Annotated in this window: 14 protein-coding genes; 9 read left to right on the forward strand and 5 right to left on the reverse strand. The window is 44.8% G+C overall.

Annotated features, from left to right (window positions below; all coding sequences use genetic code 11):
• Positions 1-4 precede the first annotated feature (4 nt).
• The 6 genes from ACFSRY_RS06175 to ftsZ all read left to right on the forward strand — a co-directional run bounded on the left by ACFSRY_RS06175 (position 5) and on the right by ftsZ (position 7,312).
• Entirely contained in the window at positions 5-1,171 is a 1,167-nt protein-coding gene (locus ACFSRY_RS06175; RefSeq protein WP_377504122.1) for an FtsW/RodA/SpoVE family cell cycle protein, read from the forward strand.
• Entirely contained in the window at positions 1,164-2,276 is a 1,113-nt protein-coding gene (gene murG, locus ACFSRY_RS06180; RefSeq protein ID WP_377504124.1) for an undecaprenyldiphospho-muramoylpentapeptide beta-N-acetylglucosaminyltransferase, read from the forward strand. Before ACFSRY_RS06175 ends, murG begins: the two co-directional genes overlap by 8 nt.
• The gene (gene murC, locus ACFSRY_RS06185) at positions 2,273-3,682 is read left to right on the forward strand and encodes a UDP-N-acetylmuramate--L-alanine ligase (RefSeq protein WP_377504126.1); all 1,410 of its coding nucleotides are present in this window, start codon (positions 2,273-2,275) and stop codon (positions 3,680-3,682) included. The genes murG and murC overlap by 4 nt, the downstream gene beginning before the upstream one ends.
• A gap of 100 nt (positions 3,683-3,782) precedes the next feature.
• Positions 3,783-4,430: a cell division protein FtsQ/DivIB gene (locus ACFSRY_RS06190; RefSeq protein ID WP_377504128.1), complete on the forward strand. Its 648-nt coding sequence runs from the start codon at positions 3,783-3,785 to the stop codon at positions 4,428-4,430.
• Between the two features lie 10 nt (positions 4,431-4,440).
• Positions 4,441-5,748 (forward strand): cell division protein FtsA, encoded by a 1,308-nt coding sequence (gene ftsA / locus ACFSRY_RS06195; RefSeq protein WP_377504130.1) that lies wholly within the window; start codon positions 4,441-4,443, stop codon positions 5,746-5,748.
• 25 nt (positions 5,749-5,773) lie between these two features.
• Positions 5,774-7,312 carry a cell division protein FtsZ gene (ftsZ, locus tag ACFSRY_RS06200; protein WP_377504132.1) on the forward strand — a complete coding sequence of 513 codons (1,539 nt, stop codon included), beginning with the start codon at positions 5,774-5,776 and terminating at the stop codon, positions 7,310-7,312.
• Positions 7,313-7,409: 97 nt separating this feature from the next.
• Here ftsZ and ACFSRY_RS06205 read toward each other — a convergent pair whose 3' ends face one another.
• The 4 genes from ACFSRY_RS06205 to ACFSRY_RS06220 all read right to left on the reverse strand — a co-directional run bounded on the left by ACFSRY_RS06205 (position 7,410) and on the right by ACFSRY_RS06220 (position 11,625).
• On the reverse strand, positions 7,410-7,934 hold the full coding sequence (locus tag ACFSRY_RS06205) for an NADPH-dependent FMN reductase (RefSeq protein WP_377504133.1): 525 nt from the start codon (positions 7,932-7,934) through the stop codon (positions 7,410-7,412).
• A 137-nt stretch (positions 7,935-8,071) separates the two neighbouring features.
• Positions 8,072-8,830 (reverse strand): succinate dehydrogenase/fumarate reductase iron-sulfur subunit, encoded by a 759-nt coding sequence (locus ACFSRY_RS06210; RefSeq protein WP_377504421.1) that lies wholly within the window; start codon positions 8,828-8,830, stop codon positions 8,072-8,074.
• A 154-nt stretch (positions 8,831-8,984) separates the two neighbouring features.
• Positions 8,985-10,919: a fumarate reductase/succinate dehydrogenase flavoprotein subunit gene (locus ACFSRY_RS06215; protein WP_377504135.1), complete on the reverse strand. Its 1,935-nt coding sequence runs from the start codon at positions 10,917-10,919 to the stop codon at positions 8,985-8,987.
• Between the two features lie 19 nt (positions 10,920-10,938).
• The gene (locus ACFSRY_RS06220; protein ID WP_377504137.1) at positions 10,939-11,625 is read right to left on the reverse strand and encodes a succinate dehydrogenase cytochrome b subunit; all 687 of its coding nucleotides are present in this window, start codon (positions 11,623-11,625) and stop codon (positions 10,939-10,941) included.
• Between the two features lie 222 nt (positions 11,626-11,847).
• Between ACFSRY_RS06220 and ACFSRY_RS06225 the strand changes: the two genes are divergently transcribed.
• The 3 genes from ACFSRY_RS06225 to fabD all read left to right on the forward strand — a co-directional run bounded on the left by ACFSRY_RS06225 (position 11,848) and on the right by fabD (position 16,082).
• Positions 11,848-14,640, forward strand: a complete 2,793-nt coding sequence (locus tag ACFSRY_RS06225) for a T9SS type B sorting domain-containing protein (RefSeq protein ID WP_377504139.1) — start codon at positions 11,848-11,850, stop codon at positions 14,638-14,640.
• Positions 14,641-14,652: 12 nt separating this feature from the next.
• Positions 14,653-15,081: a thiol-disulfide oxidoreductase DCC family protein gene (locus ACFSRY_RS06230; RefSeq protein ID WP_377504141.1), complete on the forward strand. Its 429-nt coding sequence runs from the start codon at positions 14,653-14,655 to the stop codon at positions 15,079-15,081.
• A 122-nt stretch (positions 15,082-15,203) separates the two neighbouring features.
• Entirely contained in the window at positions 15,204-16,082 is an 879-nt protein-coding gene (gene fabD / locus ACFSRY_RS06235; RefSeq protein ID WP_377504143.1) for an ACP S-malonyltransferase, read from the forward strand.
• A gap of 65 nt (positions 16,083-16,147) precedes the next feature.
• Here fabD and ACFSRY_RS06240 read toward each other — a convergent pair whose 3' ends face one another.
• Positions 16,148-16,699, reverse strand: coding sequence for a GNAT family N-acetyltransferase (locus ACFSRY_RS06240; RefSeq protein WP_377504145.1), 552 nt, complete (start codon positions 16,697-16,699; stop codon positions 16,148-16,150).
• Positions 16,700-16,718: the final 19 nt, after the last annotated feature.

A 16,718-nucleotide genomic window follows, 5' to 3' on the forward strand; every position in this document is an offset into this window, starting at 1 on the left:
GTTTATGATAAAGGAGTGGTTACAGCAGAACCTGAAAGGAGATGCAGTGCTTTGGGGCATTGTGTTCGCCTTTTCGCTAATCAGCGTGGCAGTAGTTTATTCTGCGACAGGTACGCTTGCATACAGAAACAGAGACGGCAATACGGAATACTTCCTGTTCAAGCATTCGTCCCTGATTCTGTTGGGGCTTGCCTGTATGTGGGTGGCTCATAAAGTGCACTATCGCTACTACTCCCGGTTATCATTGTTTGCGCTTATACTGTCGGCACCACTTCTTTTGATTACTTATTTCTTTGGCTCAAATATTAATGAAGCAAGCCGTTGGGTAACCATTCCGGTAGTCGAACTCACGTTTCAGCCTTCTGACCTGGCAAAGCTTGCCCTGATTTCTTACCTGGCAAGCATGCTTTCTAAAAAACAGAAAGAGCTTGAAAACTGGCAGCGAACACTTGTTCCTATGCTAGTTTGGACTGTTGCAATTTGTGGACTTATTGCCCTAACGAACACGTCTACGGCAGTACTGCTTTTCCTGACATGCATGTTGCTGATGTTTATCGGGCGGGTTCCTTTCAAGTACCTGATTTCAGTTATTTTGATTGGTACAGTAGTAGGAGGTATTGCGCTAGCTGCCGGTCAGCGCCTTGACACAGCCGTGAGCAGGGTAGAAGATTTCATGGATCCGAATAAAACTGCCTTCCAGTTAGAGCAGTCTTACATTGCTATTGCTACTGGGGGAGTCGTGGGCAAAGGTCCGGGTAACAGTGACCAGCGAGATATATTGCCTCACCCATACTCGGACTTTATTTATGCTATTATCCTGGAAGAATATGGATTGTTAGGAGGGGTGGCTGTGTTGTTCTTATACCTGGCCTTGCTGTACAGGGGACTTGTGACGGTGCAAAAGAGTAATGGGGCCTTTGCCGGCCTGCTATCCGCCGGGTTGAGTTTTAGTCTAGTTATCCAGGGGATGATTAATATGGGAGTAGCCGTTGGTCTTGGTCCTATTACAGGTCTGCCGCTGCCTTTGCTGAGCATGGGAGGAACCTCTCTGATTTTTACAGGAATATCCCTAGGGATTATACTTAGTGTGAGCCGCAGTGATGAAGAGTTAAAGCGTGAAGCATTAGGTGAAAATATTTCTACACCAGTGAAAGCTCCTGTTAATGCCTGATAAGCAAAGACCATATCGCGTAATAATCAGTGGTGGTGGCACCGGCGGGCACATTTATCCTGCTGTGGCCATTGCAAATCAACTGAAAGCCTTAAATCCAGCAACAGAAATTCTGTTTGTTGGGGCAAAGGGGCGGATGGAGATGACACGTGTTCCGGAAGCTGGTTACAAGATTATCGGCCTTTGGATCAGTGGGATACAGCGCCGTTTGACGATGGATAACCTGTCTTTCCCATTGAAGGTTATTTCCAGTGTGCGGGCATCACATAAAATCATAAAGGATTTTAAGCCTGATGCAGTAGTTGGTGTGGGAGGGTATGCAAGCGGTCCGCTGTTGTATGCGGCTACAGCCCGTAACGTGCCATCGCTTATTCAGGAGCAGAATTCTTATGCTGGCATAACCAATAAACTGCTTGCAAAGCGAGTTAATAAAGTATGTGTGGCCTACCCAAATATGGAGGAGTTCTTTCCTGCTGACAAGTTAGTGCTAACGGGAAACCCTGTACGCAGTGACATTATGGACAGCGCAAAAAAGCGGGACGAGGCTCTGGCGCATTTTGGCTTAGACAATAATAAAAAAACAATATTGATTATTGGGGGCAGCCTTGGTGCCAGAACCATTAATCAAAGTATAGCAGCTGGTGTGGAACGCATAGCAAAAGCTGGTTACCAGTTAGTCTGGCAAACAGGTAAAGCGTTTTATGAGGAAGCGCTTGCAATTGAAGAGAAATATAAAGGGCAAGGCGTTCGGACGTTTGACTTTATAAAGAGAATGGACCTTGCTTATGCTGTAGCTGATGTGGTGATTTCCAGGGCGGGCGCTTTGTCAATTTCAGAATTGTCATTAGCAGGTAAGCCGTCTATATTGGTGCCTTCACCGAACGTGGCAGAAGATCATCAGACAAAAAATGCCATGGCCTTAGTGCAGCAGCATGCAGCTGTACTTGTACGTGACATTGATGCACAGCAGGAACTTGTGAATGCTGTACTTGAATTGGCAAAAAATGAGGAAGAGCAGCGTCAATTAAGTGACAACATTCTTAAAATGGCCAGGCCACATGCCGCTGCAGATATTGTAAATGAGTTAATAAAGCTGATCAGGTGAAACTGGAAGATTATACATATATCTACTTCTTAGGAATTGGTGGTATTGGCATGAGTGCCATTGCCCGCTGGTTCAACGCGAAGGGGTACCCTGTTTGGGGTTATGATAAAACGCGTACGCCGCTTTGCGAAGCACTGGAGCAGGAGGGGATACGTGTGCATTATGAAGACAATGTAAATCTGCTGCCACAAGAGATACTGGAGAATAAGGAACAGACGCTGGTTGTGCTCACCCCTGCTATTCCTGCAGAGCATACCGAATGGGCTTACCTGAAGGATAAGGGGTACACTATAAAAAAACGTTCTCAAGTACTGGGTATCATTACCTCTGCTGCCTTCACGGTCGCAGTGGCGGGTACACATGGTAAAACAACCACATCTTCCATCGTTACCCATCTGTTGCACCATGCAGGAGTGGATTGTTCTGCTTTTTTGGGTGGTATTTCTACTAACCTGAACTCTAACCTGTTGATTGGTGAAGGAGGTGTTGAAAAGGAAATAATAGTGGTGGAGGCCGATGAGTATGATCGCTCATTCCTAACCCTGTTTCCGGATATTGCAATCGTAACTTCCGCAGATCCAGATCATTTAGATATTTATGGTGACAGAGCGGAACTGATCCGTACTTTCCAGAGGTTCATTAGCCAGATTAAGCCTGGTGGTTACCTCTTCTTGCACGAGGATACAGATCCGGTTTTGACAGACTTAGTACAGGAAGGGGTGCACGTAATCAAGTACAGTTTAAACAAAGGTCAGGCGCATGTTCAGAACTTGAGCATCGATGGCCGGTGGTTTAAGTTTGATTCTGTAAGTCCCTTTGGTAACATTGGATCACTACAGCTTGGTTTGCCCGGTTTCCACAATGTGGAGAATACATTAGCGGCTATACTTGTTGCCCAGGCACTTAAGGTGCCGCAGCAAGAAATAACTTCCGGAGTTGAGACATTTTCGGGAGTGAAAAGGCGCTTTGAGTTTGTTTTTGAGGGGGAGGGCAAGGTGTACATCGACGACTACGCACACCATCCAAAAGAAATAGAGGCATTCATGACCTCCCTACGTGCTCTATACCCAAACAAGCGGATAAAGGTACTATTTCAGCCACATCTCTATAGCCGTACAAGAGACTTTGCAGAAGAGTTCGCAGAGAGCCTGAGTAAGGCAGATGAGTTGGTGTTGCTGGACATTTATCCGGCACGTGAGAAGCCTATTCCAGGAGTATCCTCTGAGATGATTCTGGAGCGGGTGCAATGTGATGTAAAAGAAATATTGCCAAAAGAAAATATAATTGAAAATCTCTTCAAAAACGGAGATTTTGATGTACTGGCTACAGTTGGAGCCGGTGATATAGACATGCTGGTAAAGCCTATCAGAAATTTTTTAGAAAAAGAACGTCATGGGCTTGAATAGTAAAATAAAATCTTTAATTTTTGCAGGTTGTAGCATTGTCACAATCGGAGCACTTGCAGGTTTTGCATCTTCTAGGCAAAATGAAAAAATCTGTAAAAAAGTGTCAATAAAAATTGATAATGAGTACAACAATTACTTTATTGGGGATAGGGAAGTTAGAGACCTTTTAACTCGCGAAGGCGAGCGTAAATTAGAGGGTTTACCCAACCGCGCTATTGACCTCAAAAACCTCGAGAAACGCATTGAAGCGAATAAGTTCGTGAACGATGCAGAAGTTTACCGGGGACTCGATGGAAACATTCATGTTAAAGTAAAACAGAACAGGCCTATTGCAAGACTTATACGATCAGATCAAGATGTATACATTGATGTGGAGGGACACACACTTCCTCTCTCTGACAGATACACCGCTCGTGTAATACCAGTCACAAAATCGGCTTTGATTAAATCCCTTGATGATGAGTTCTTTCAGGATTCAACGGGACAGGACTATCTTTCCTTACTGCAGTTTATTGAAAACGACCGGTTCTGGAAAGCACAGCTTGCACAGATGCATATCGACGGCAAGGGCAAGATTACTTTTTTACCCCAGGTTGGAGACCATACCATTGAGTTTGGTAAGCCGGTAAGGGTTGAGGCAAAATTCAGGAAACTGATGATCTTTTATAAGGAAGTGCTGCCTGTAATGGGCTGGGACAAATATAAAAGAGTTAATGTAGAGTACGAAGATCAGATTATTTGTGAATAATAAACAGGATATGCAGAACGACAAAATAGTAGTAGGCTTGGACATTGGCACCACCAAAGTTTGCGCACTTGTTGGTCGGAAGAATGAGTTTGGGAAGCTGGAGATACTGGGGATGGGTAAGGCTGCATCTGAGGGTGTGGTACGCGGCATAGTTAGTAACATCGATAAAACGGTAGATGCTATCCGGAAAGCTATCCATCAGGCCGAGGAGCAATCCGGAATAAACATCGGAGTGGTAAACGTTGGCATTGCAGGGCAGCATATCAAAAGCTTGCAACACAATGGCAGCATTACACGGCAGGTAACGGATCATGAAATTACTGTAGAGGATGTGAACCGTCTTACTAACGACATGTATCGTTTGGTAACTCCTCCGGGCAGTGAAATCATCCACGTAATGCCGCAGGAGTATAAAGTAGATTTTGAGGAAGGCATTGTTGATCCGGTTGGAATGTCTGGCGTGCGCCTGGAGGGAAACTTTCACATTATCACGGCACAGTCTAACGCCATCAACAACATCAACAAGTGTATCACACGTGCCGGTCTTACAATAGACAACCTGATTCTGGAGCCTTTAGCATCATGCATGTCGGTGTTAAGCGACGAGGAGAAGGAAGCGGGTGTAGCCTTGGTGGATATTGGCGGTGGTACAACGGATTTGGCGATTTTCAAAGACAATATAATTCGCCATACAGCTGTTCTACCATTTGGTGGTAACATCATAACTTCCGATATTAAGCAAGGATGCATGGTAATGCAAAACCAGGCGGAACAGCTTAAAGTGAAGTTTGGAAAGGCAATAGCCGATGAAGCTTCTGAAAACGAGATTGTTTCAATCCCTGGCCTGCGTGACCGCACACCAAAAGAGATTTCGTTAAAGAACCTTGCTTATATCATTGAGGCAAGAATGGAAGAAATTGTAGAGCTGGTATATGCCGAGATTGTTCGTTCCGGCTATGCTAACAGCCTTGCGGCCGGTATAGTTATTACAGGGGGCGGTGCGCAACTACAAAACCTGGTGCAGCTGGTGGAATACATCACCGGTATGGATACGCGAATCGGTTATCCTAATGAGCACCTGGGTAAATCAAAGATTGATGCTGTTAAGAGCCCGATGTATGCTACGAGCGTAGGTTTGGTGCTGGCAGGCTATCATTCTATTGAGCAACTTGCTGCCGGTTATTCAGAAACACCGGAGCATACAGAGTACCAGAAGCCAGTTCAGAAAACAGCCAAAGAAAAAGAAAGCAATGGCGGCCTGTTTAGAATGATCAAAGGCTTCTTAACAGACGACATAGACGACAAACAAAGTTATTAACCCATTAAGAGCAGGAGAAATTAGCATGACTTCAATGTACACTTTTGACTTACCATCTAGCAGTAAGTCCATCATTAAGGTGATTGGCGTCGGGGGCGGTGGAAGCAACGCTGTAAATCATATGTATAGCCAAGGCATCAAAGATGTTGAGTTTATCATATGTAATACCGATGCACAAGCCTTAAAAAGCAGCAGCGTACCTAATAAACTAGGTATTGGCCAGAACCTTACCGAAGGTCTGGGTGCAGGGGCGAATCCTGAAAAAGGCAAACACGCTGCCTTGGAAAGCAAGGAAGAAATAAGGGAGATGCTGAGCTCTGACACTAAAATGGTGTTTATTACAGCAGGAATGGGTGGTGGTACCGGTACAGGTGCTGCACCAGTCATTGCCAAAGTTGCCAAAGAGCTCGGTATACTTACAGTAGGTATCGTTACAGCTCCTTTTGCTTTTGAGGGAAAGAAGAAGAAGATAGCTGCTGAGAACGGTGTAAAAGAACTAAGCGAGAACTGCGATACTATTCTGGTGATCCTGAATGATAAGCTGCGCGAGATGTTCGGTAACCTTACTATCCGTGAGGCCTTTGCCAAAGCTGATAACGTATTGACTACAGCCGCTAAGTCTATCGCGGAGATTATTACTGTTACTGCTGAGGTTAACGTGGACTTTGAGGACGTGAAAACGGTAATGAAAGACTCTGGCGCTGCAGTTATGGGTTCTGCAACTACAGAGGGTGAAGGCCGTGCCTTACGTGCTGCTGAAGAAGCCCTTTCTTCTCCGTTACTTAACAACACAGATATTCATGGTGCTCAGAAAATTCTTCTTTCAATCATGTCTGGTGAGCAGGCGGAGTTGGAAATGGATGAGTTAACTGAAATCACAGAGTATATACAAGACAAAGCTGGTCAGGAAGCTGAAGTTATCTTCGGCCATGGTATTGATTCATCTTTAGGACAGAGCATCCGGGTTACAGTAATTGCCACTGGTTTTGCTAGTAATGCCGAAAGCATCATAGAGCCAAAGAAAACAGTATTTGATTTAGATAGCCAAAAAAAAATAGAGTCGACCGAGCCAGCTAAAGTAGAGCAGGCTGAAGTTGCCGCTTTTGTTTCGAAGCCGGTTGTTGCTCCTATTGCTACTCCACAGCCATCTTCACCAGTTCAGCCACAGCAGCATAACAACAATTATGAGCAGCAGCCTGTTCATAGACCAGTTGAGCAGCCACAGCGTATTGTTTTCGAGCTGGATGGAAGTTCACAGCATGATACTACTGCTTCTTATGAAGAGGAGAAACGTACTGCAGCTCGTGAAGCAGACAGGCTAGCTGAGGAGCGTGAGCTGATGCAGCGTCGTGCTGAAGAGCGTCGTGAGCGCCTGCGCATGCTCAGCTCTGAAATTACTTCTGAAGCTATTAAGGAGAAACTGGATGTGCCTGCGTACCTACGTCGTAACGTAGCACTTGAAAAAGTGTCTCATTCATCGGAGCGTAACATTTCACGTTTCAACCTGAACGATGACAATGAAATACTAGGAGACAACCGTTTCCTGCATGATAATGTAGATTAGTAAGTCTGATCAGGAACATAAAGGAGGGGCCGTAGCTAATTACTACGGCCCCTCCTTTTTTATAGTATGTGCAGTTTGCTAAATAAAACTTTACCGTTTAAAATTTAAGGAACTGCTCAATATGTTGTTCCAGTAGTTCCTGGTATAGCTTGTTTGTAATGCTTGTACCATCAAAGTTCTTTTCGATATGAGCAAGTTTAAGCTTCATGGCCATCGTATGCATTCCCAGGTAATTTAAAATGTCAGTCAGGTGGCTCAACGATAAGCCGCTTCCCTGCATGCCTGAAGATATCCCGATTAAAGCTCCTTTCTTGTCTTTGAAAGTATTAGGGTAAGTAAGCCCGTCAATAAATGCCTTTAAGACGCCAGGAAAAGAGGAGTTATACTCCGGAACTACGAAAACAAACTTGTCAGAGGTAGCTATCATATTGCTCAACTTGTTGAATTGGGCATTTTTTCCAACATTATCATAAAGTGCTGAAACTGTAAAGTCAGATGGCAGCTCTGCAAGGTCTAGTATTTGGAAGGCTTCTCCTCGCTCCTCGAGTAAACCAGCGTAAAGTTTAACTATGGCTATTGAATTTGAGTCAGGTCTGTTAGTGCCTGATATGAGTGTGATCATAGGTGATAATTGATTTTATAACTTAACAGCAATAAAACATTTAGGTTCTTATTATTTGTAATGCTGTCAAATGTAAATAAAAAAGGCGAGGAGCTTTGTTGCAGCCTCGCCTTCTCTGTTAGTTACTACTAGAATGCTTATGACGCTACGTTCTCGGAAGTCAACTTTGCGCCAAGATACTCACGGTTAAGCATTGCAATATTCTCAAGGGATATACCTACAGGGCATTCAGCTGCGCAGGCACCCGTGTTAGTACATGCACCAAATCCTTCAAAGTCCATTTGCGCTACCATGTTTTCTGCACGTGTCTTGCGTTCAGTCTTACCTTGTGGTAACATTGCAAGCTGTGATACTTTAGCAGAAACAAACAGCATAGCAGAAGCATTTTTACAGGCTGCCACACAGGCACCACAACCGATACAAGTTGCTGCATCAAAAGCCTTGTCTGCAATAGATTTAGGAATTGGAATTTCGTTAGCGTCTGGCACACCACCTGTGTTCACAGAGATATAACCACCAGCCTGCTGTATACGATCAAATGCAGAACGATCAACTACCAGGTCTTTGTGCACTGGAAAAGCAGCAGCTCTCCATGGTTCAATAGTAATGGTGTCACCATGCTTAAAGTGACGCATGTGCAGCTGACAAGTTGTAGTTCCTCTTTCCGGACCATGTGCACGACCGTTGATGAACAGGCTGCACATACCGCAAATACCTTCACGGCAGTCGTGGTCAAAAGCAATTGGCTCTTCACCAGCTCGTAGCAGGTCCTCGTTCAATACATCCAGCATCTCCAGAAACGACATGTCAGGAGAAATGCCTTTAACAGGATATGTAACCAGCGCTCCAGCTGTTTCTCTATTTTTTTGGCGCCAAACCCTCAATGTCAGGTCCATTGGTTTAGCATTTGGATTACTTCCAGCCATTTTATTTCAAATTAGAAAGTATAAATCATGAATTAGAAATTATCAGAACTGATGCCTCTTTTAGAACAAACTTCCCGGGCTATTCAACTCTGATTGTGAATTTCTAGTCTTTAATTATCATCAATTATTTGTAGCTACGCTGTGTTAGCTTCACGTTTTCAAACTTCAGCTCTTCCTTATGTAGGATAGGGTCATTACCTACGCCTGTGAATTCCCAGGCAGCCACATAAGTATAATTTTCATCATCGCGAAGAGCTTCGTTTTCCGGGGTTTGGTATTCTTCACGGAAGTGACCACCGCATGATTCATTTCTGTTCAGGGCATCATCAACCATTAGTTCTCCAAGCTCCAGGAAGTCAGCTACTCTGTTAGCTTTCTCCAGTGTCTGGTTCAATTCTTCCCCAACTCCGGTAACTTTAACATCGCGCCAGAATTCATCACGTAGTTTGCGGATTTCGCCTTTAGCAAATTTAAGTCCTTCTGCAGTACGGGCCATTCCGCAGTAGTCCCACATCAGCAATCCAAGAGCCTTGTGGAAATCGTCTACAGTACGCGTTCCTTTGATAGACAGCAAGAGGTTGTTTTTCTCAATAACGGCCTGCTCTGCTTCTTTGAATGCCGGGTGATCTACGCTTACTTTATCATATTTCTGGTTTGCCAGGTAATCACCTATCGTGTAAGGCAACACGAAATAGCCATCAGCTAAACCTTGCATCAGTGCCGATGCACCTAAACGGTTAGCACCATGATCAGAGAAGTTAGCTTCACCGGCAGCATAAAGACCTGGTACATTGGTCATTAGGTTATAATCTACCCAAAGACCGCCCATGGTGTAGTGTACAGCCGGGTAAATACGCATTGGTCTTTCGTATGGGTTCTCGTCTGTGATCTTTGCGTACATCTCAAAGAGGTTACCATACTTCGCAGCAATTGCTGGCTGACCATCACGCTTGATAGCATCTGCAAAGTCAAGATACACCGCTAGTCCTGATGAACCTACACCACGTCCTTCGTCGCAAACTAATTTGGCGTTACGAGAAGCCACATCGCGTGGAACAAGGTTACCGAAAGCTGGATATTTACGCTCCAGGTAGTAATCACGGTCTCCTTCTGCAATATCATTAACAGTGATTTCGCCTTTCCTTAGCCTTTCTGCAATTTCTTTTGTTTTAGGCACCCAAACACGTCCGTCGTTACGAAGTGACTCAGACATAAGGGTTAGCTTAGACTGGTACTCACCGGATACAGGAATACAGGTAGGGTGTATTTGCGTAAAGCAAGGGTTTGCAAACAAAGCCCCTTTCTTATGTGCTCTCCAGGCTGCCGTAGCATTTGAACCCATGGCATTAGTTGAAAGGAAGAATACGTTACCGTAGCCACCTGTTGCTAAGACCACTGCGTGCGCGCTGTGCGACTCAATCTTGCCTGTGATAAGGTTACGAACCACAATACCTCTTGCCTGGCCATCTACAATAACAAGGTCAAGCATCTCTGTACGTGGGTACATTTTTACCTTGCCGTAAGCAATCTGGCGGTTCAGGGCAGAGTATGCTCCTAAAAGAAGCTGCTGCCCCGTCTGGCCGCGTGCGTAGAAGGTACGGGATACCTGAGCACCACCAAATGAACGGTTAGCAAGAAGGCCGCCATACTCACGCGCGAAAGGTACCCCCTGTGCTACGCACTGGTCGATAATGTTAACTGATACCTGTGCCAGGCGGTAAACGTTAGCTTCACGGGCACGGTAGTCACCACCCTTAATTGTGTCGTAAAAAAGACGGTGTACTGAGTCGCCGTCGTTCTGATAGTTTTTAGCAGCATTTATACCACCCTGTGCCGCAATAGAGTGTGCACGACGAGGAGTGTCCTGAAAACAGAAAGCTTTTACATTGTAGCCAAGCTCTCCGAAAGTGGCAGCAGCAGATGCACCAGCAAGGCCAGTACCAACTACAATGATATCGTATTTACGCTTGTTTGCCGGGTTAACCAGCTTCACATTAAATTTATGTTTATCCCATTTCTCCGCTAACGGGCCTTCAGGAATTTTCGAATCTAATATCATAGTAAACTATAGCAGTTTGTTATAATTCAAAGAAAAAGAAAAAGTACAGAGGAATAATAGCAAAGCCAAGGCAGATTATTACTGAAAAGGCATATCCAAACTTCTGAATGAATGGCGTGTACTTCTTATGCGTAAGACCAAGAGTCTGAAACGCACTCTGGAACCCGTGAATAAGGTGATAAGCAAGCGCGATCATAGAAATCACGTAGATTGCCACATACCACCAGATCTGGAAAGACTGTACCACTCTTAGGTAAAGGTTATCATAGCTGGCACCTTCTATTACAATGCCTTCTAAACCACCGAATCTTGCAGGAACAAAGAAATTCCACAGGTGGATGATCAGGAACACAAGGATAACTGTTCCTAGTAAACCCATGTTACGGGAAGACCAGGTGCTGTTTTCCTGAGGATGCTGCTCTGCATAATCGATTGGACGAGCCGCTTTGTTTTTACGTGTTAAAACGATCGCATCGTAAATGTGGAAAAGGAATCCCAGTACAAGTACAATCTCCATGAAGCGGATAACAAAGTTATTCGCCATAAAATGAGAGTAAAGATTGAACGCTGCGCCTCCATCATCGTTAAAGAGTTGTAGGTTTCCCACAAGGTGAACTACAAGGAAAGAGATCAGAAAAAGACCCGTGATCGACATAATGATCTTGCGTCCGATTGTACTGGAAAACGTCTTAGTAAACCAATTCATCTGTATTAGTTATAGATTATTAATGAAGCATTTTTTAATTCTCAAAGGTAGTGGCAGACCTTTTATAAAACAATTTTAGGTTAATATTTTGAATCAATCTAAATTGGCATGCGTAGGATTGAAAACCACCTATATTTTAACCTACTTTTCTTACAATTGTTGACAATAAATTCAAACTTTTTTAGTTTAATATATAACTGATTTTTGCCAAACCCTATTTATATGCCAAACTGTTTACGCACTAGGTATCTGCTGCATGGGGGTCTGCTCTGGGTGTTATTGTTGCTGTTGGGAACATTAACAGATGCACAGGCCACACACATTAGAGCAGGAGATATTGTAGCCAAACGGGATACTACGCCAAACCCTAACCCGTTTCGTTTCTTCTTCACAATGAAAATCTATACTGACAGGGCTTCACAGGCTGATGACCCGACAGTACAAATTAACACGGGAGCTGGCACAATTCTTACAGTACCAAAGTTTTCGCATGCTGAAATAGGTGACCCTGCAGACCTGGTAGATGTGGAGGTTTATAAGTGGGAGTATACTTATCCTGCTGCCGGAAGCTATACCACCTCCTGGACAGGTATCAACCGGAACCCTAACATTCTGAACGTTACCCCACCCTCAGATCAGCTGACCTTTTACATTGCTACAACAATAAACATAAACCCGCTGAGAGGCTTTAATAGTACACCAGTGCTAACTGTTGCACCAGTGGATTTAGCTGCCGTAGGTCGGGTTTTTGTGCATAACCCTGGTGCATACGATGCAGACGGTGATAGCCTTGCCTTTAAACTTCGTGTGCCTTTACAAAGAGTAGGTGGAGTTGGAACGGGTAACCCTACACCAGTGCCCGGATATGTATTACCCCACCTGCGATTCACGGGTGCCGGCTGTACAACTTCCTCAGGTACAGGTAGTGCTTTTCTAACCCTCGATGTTACCGATGGGCAGCTGGTTTGGGACTCGCCCTGTAGGCAGGGAGAGTATAATATTGCCTTTGTAGTGGAGGAATGGCGGGTATCGGAGAATGGCGCGATAAAAATTGGCGAGGTAGTCCGGGATATGCAGATTATTGTAAAGGAAACGCCAAACAGACCTCCAAAGCTGGAACCAAAGGATACCTGTATTGTAGCAGGCACTACACTTACAGACATTGTGCGTGCGACAGACCCGGATAAAGACTTTATTAAATTAACCGCATCTAGTGGTATCCTTCCTCCGGCAACGTTTACACAAACTGTAAACAATGCAGGTACTGCTGCCGGGCGTTTCAGCTGGTCCACCAGTTGCAATGATGTGCGGGAGCGCCCTTACCAGGTTGTTTTTAAAGCTGAAGACATCAGACCACCAAGTGAAACAGATCTGGCTGACCTTCAGCCATGGAACATAACGGTTGTTGGTCCTCCTCCTCAGAATCTCCTTGCAACCGGGGCCGACCGGAATGTTACGCTCACCTGGGACCCATATATTTGTCAGAATGCCTCTACTATTCGTATTTATCGGCGAGAGGGGCCATCCGGATTTGTGCCTGATCATTGTGAGACCGGAGTGCCAGCCAGTACAGGTTATGTTCTGATAGGTGAAGTAGATGCCGGTGAGGTTACTTTTTTTGATGATAACAAGGGTGCCGGTCTGAAAGCGGGAGTAGAATACTGTTACATTATTTATGCAGAATTTCCTTCACCTGCCAGAGGTAAGAGTTTGGCATCAAATGAGACATGTATTGCGGTAGATCAGGACATCCCGTATTTAACCAATGTTACAGTTGACAGAACAGATGTAACAAATGGTCAGATCACAGTGAAGTGGACTCAGCCGCGCAACGTTGAAAAGCTTACACCGCCACTCGAGTATCGTCTCTTCCGCAAGGAGGGCATACAACCAGGAGGTGGCTATGTGGAGGTTAAGAGAACCCGTACCTTGTCTGATACAACTTTTGTAGATGCAGGGCTTAATACTGTAGAGAAAGCTTACCGCTATAAATTAGAGTTCTTCCAGGCACCAGCTCCGGGTGGACAGCCTACTGCCTTACGCGACAGCACAGAAGCATCCAGTGTTTTCTTAACTGTTGCACCTCCGGCAGGAGACCAAAAAGAACTTGTGCTGAACTGGACCTATAACGTGCCCTGGAATAACATAACGGGTAAGCATCGTATTTATCGTGCAGTAAATGGTACCGGAAACTTTACCTTGATAGACAGTGTGACAGCAACGGCTACAAGTGGCACTTACACGGATAAAGGTACTTTTGGCGGAGTTGCCTTGCAGCGCGGAGTAGAATATTGCTACTATGTGCAAACAGTTGGCTCATATGATATCAAAGGTTTGCCAAAACCGCTGCTAAACAATAGCCAGAGGGTCTGTGCTACCTTGCCTAAGGATGTGTGTGCGCCAATTTTAAGTATACAGCAACTTGACTGCGAGGTGTTCAATCAGAACCCTACAGAGCCGCCTTATCAGAATGTGCTGACGTGGGAGCCTCAAATAACAGGCGATTGTACGGCTGAAATAGACTTTTATACAGTTTACTTTAAAGCTTCGGCAGAGGCTGAGTACATTGAAATCGGTAGAACCGAGGAGACTACTTTCATACACTCAGGACTTCAATCCTTTGCAGGATGTTACCAGGTGACCGCCACGGATGTAAACGGAAGGCAAAGCCCTCGCAGCAATGAGGTGTGTAACGACAATTGTATTAGCTTTATGCTGCCAAACATCATCACTCCAAACGGGGATGGTAAGAACGATGTGTTCCGCCCGGACAAAAAGACTTCTTTTATCAAGAGCTCTAACTTTAAAGTGTTTAACCGTTGGGGTGTGTTGGTGTACCAGAAAAAAGCCGATGGAGGAGGTGATGACGTGTACATTAACTGGCCAGGTGTAGATAACGAGGGCAACAGATTAACAGACGGTACTTACTATTATGAAGTTGAGGTAGAGTTCTTTACACTTGATCCATCAAAAGCCAGATCGAAGTATAAAGGCTGGGTTGAGATAGTAAGATAAGAAGTTTAAAGAATGCAGAGCTTTACAAAAGACATAGAAAAGCTAAGAACAAGAGCCATCGTTTTTTACGATGGCTCTTGCGGCTTTTGTCAGGCAAGCGTACAGTTTGTGTTGAGGTATAACACAGATCAGAATTTATACTTTGCTCCTCTAGAATCTGGTGTGTTAGAGGCTGTAGTGCCTCCGGAGAAAATTCCTGCTCCTTTACCAGACTCTATTTTGTTTTACGAGCACGGAAAACTCCTTACAGAGTCAGAGGCAATCCTTCATATTGCCCGGTATCTTAAATTTCCATTCTCCCTGTTTTCAAATTTCCGCTTTATTCCTTTATCTTTCCGCAATTTTGTGTACCGGTTCATAGCCCGACACCGCTATAAAATTGCCGGGCAGAGAGAAGTTTGTATGCTGCCAAGTCCTGAACAAAGGAGGAGGTTTATCTAAGTCTGCATACCTTATTCTCATGTGGAAAGTACAGCTTTAAGGGCAGAGGTTTTGCCACAGCAGCTCTACTTTGCCAATTGTAACTAAGTAACCAGCAATCAATAAAATAAATTAACTAGCAAATGAAGAAGGCATACGTTTTCCCGGGACAGGGTTCACAGTTTGTGGGTATGGGTAAGGATCTATATGAGCAGCATGAAGAAGCAAAACAGCTGTTCGATAAGGCAAACGAGATCCTGGGTTTCAACATCACCGAGATCATGTTTAATGGTACGGATGAAGAACTGAAGCAGACAAAAGTTACACAGCCAGCTATATTTCTTCACTCTGTAGCACAGGCAGTCGTAGCGAAGGATTTTAACCCGGATATGGTAGCAGGGCATTCGCTTGGTGAGTTCTCGGCCTTGGTAGCCAGCAAAGTGCTGAGCTTTGAAGACGGTTTGCGTCTTGTGTCGAAGCGTGCGCTTGCTATGCAGGCAGCCTGCGAGGCTAATCCTTCTACAATGGCTGCTATTCTTGGCCTGGAAGACGATAAAGTAGAGGAGGTATGTGCCTCTATAGATGAGGTTGTCGTGGCAGCTAACTATAACTGTCCGGGCCAGCTTGTTATCTCCGGTTCAAACAAAGGAATCGAGATCGCCTGTGAAAAAATGAAAGAAGCAGGCGCCAAACGCGCTTTGCCACTTCCGGTAGGTGGTGCATTCCATTCACCGCTTATGAAGCCGGCAGAGGAAGAGCTAGCAAAAGCAATAGAAGAAACTAAGTTCTCTGAAGGCATCTGCCCGATTTATCAAAACGTGGATGCCATGCCACACACAGAACCTGCTGAGATAAAGCAAAACCTGATTAAGCAGCTTACAGCCCCGGTACGATGGACACAATCTGTACAGCAGATGATCTCCGATGGAGCCACTCACTTTGTGGAGTGCGGACCGGGCAAAGTGTTGCAAGGTTTAGTGAAGAAAATTGATCGCAATGCAGAGGTGAGTTCTGCTGAGTAGTTCCCATACATCCAAAGTGCCCTCTCCGGTAAAGGCCAGAGAGGGCACTTTCTTTTTAGGGCTTCTTATGCCTTAGGTGCTTCTACAGGCACCTGTGTAGCAACATTTAGCTGGTACAGCAAAAGTTCTTCTTCATCATTGGGTATTTTAACCATTGTGATGTATTTAAGACCCAGCTTTTCCAGAAGCTTTTGCGAGGCAGTATTTTCTTTTGTAGTGATAGCGCAGATCTGATCTATGTTAAAGCAGCTGAAAGCGGCTTCTTTTATTTTGTTTGCGGCCTCAAAGGCATATCCATTCTTTTCATACTGCGGAAGAAAGGCAAAGCCAATGTCAATGCCGTCTAATCCCACCCTGTCATAAAGGCCACAAGTACCTAACTTTACACCATCTGATTTTCGGATAATAGTGTAGTTGGAGTATCCCAGCCTTTCTAATTGCGGCATCATCCTGTTCTTGATGTATGCTTCAGCATCTTTTAAAGAGTTTACTTTTCTGTCTCCTATAAATTGCAGCCATTTTGGCGTGTTCAGGAGCTCATAAATAAAAGAAGCATCTTCATAAGCAGTTGGCCTTATGATTAGCCGCTCCGTCTCGAATGATCTAAAAGTGGTCATGGTATTTTCGTAAGGAGGT

The sequence above is a fragment of the Pontibacter locisalis genome, from assembly GCF_042684605.1.
Taxonomy (GTDB): domain Bacteria; phylum Bacteroidota; class Bacteroidia; order Cytophagales; family Hymenobacteraceae; genus Pontibacter; species Pontibacter locisalis.

What these genes read in the sequence shown, in the direction of transcription:
- ACFSRY_RS06215 (WP_377504135.1), bottom strand. Translation starts at nt 10,919, where the DNA reads ATGATATTAGATTCGAAAATTCCTGAAGGCCCGTTAGCGGAGAAATGG.
- ACFSRY_RS06210 (WP_377504421.1), bottom strand. Translation starts at nt 8,830, where the DNA reads ATGGACCTGACATTGAGGGTTTGGCGCCAAAAAAATAGAGAAACAGCT.
- ftsA (WP_377504130.1), top strand. Translation starts at nt 4,441, where the DNA reads ATGCAGAACGACAAAATAGTAGTAGGCTTGGACATTGGCACCACCAAA.
- ACFSRY_RS06225 (WP_377504139.1), top strand. Translation starts at nt 11,848, where the DNA reads ATGCCAAACTGTTTACGCACTAGGTATCTGCTGCATGGGGGTCTGCTC.
- ACFSRY_RS06175 (WP_377504122.1), top strand. Translation starts at nt 5, where the DNA reads ATGATAAAGGAGTGGTTACAGCAGAACCTGAAAGGAGATGCAGTGCTT.
- murG (WP_377504124.1), top strand. Translation starts at nt 1,164, where the DNA reads ATGCCTGATAAGCAAAGACCATATCGCGTAATAATCAGTGGTGGTGGC.
- ACFSRY_RS06240 (WP_377504145.1), bottom strand. Translation starts at nt 16,699, where the DNA reads ATGACCACTTTTAGATCATTCGAGACGGAGCGGCTAATCATAAGGCCA.
- ACFSRY_RS06220 (WP_377504137.1), bottom strand. Translation starts at nt 11,625, where the DNA reads ATGAATTGGTTTACTAAGACGTTTTCCAGTACAATCGGACGCAAGATC.
- ACFSRY_RS06205 (WP_377504133.1), bottom strand. Translation starts at nt 7,934, where the DNA reads ATGATCACACTCATATCAGGCACTAACAGACCTGACTCAAATTCAATA.
- fabD (WP_377504143.1), top strand. Translation starts at nt 15,204, where the DNA reads ATGAAGAAGGCATACGTTTTCCCGGGACAGGGTTCACAGTTTGTGGGT.
- ACFSRY_RS06230 (WP_377504141.1), top strand. Translation starts at nt 14,653, where the DNA reads ATGCAGAGCTTTACAAAAGACATAGAAAAGCTAAGAACAAGAGCCATC.
- ftsZ (WP_377504132.1), top strand. Translation starts at nt 5,774, where the DNA reads ATGACTTCAATGTACACTTTTGACTTACCATCTAGCAGTAAGTCCATC.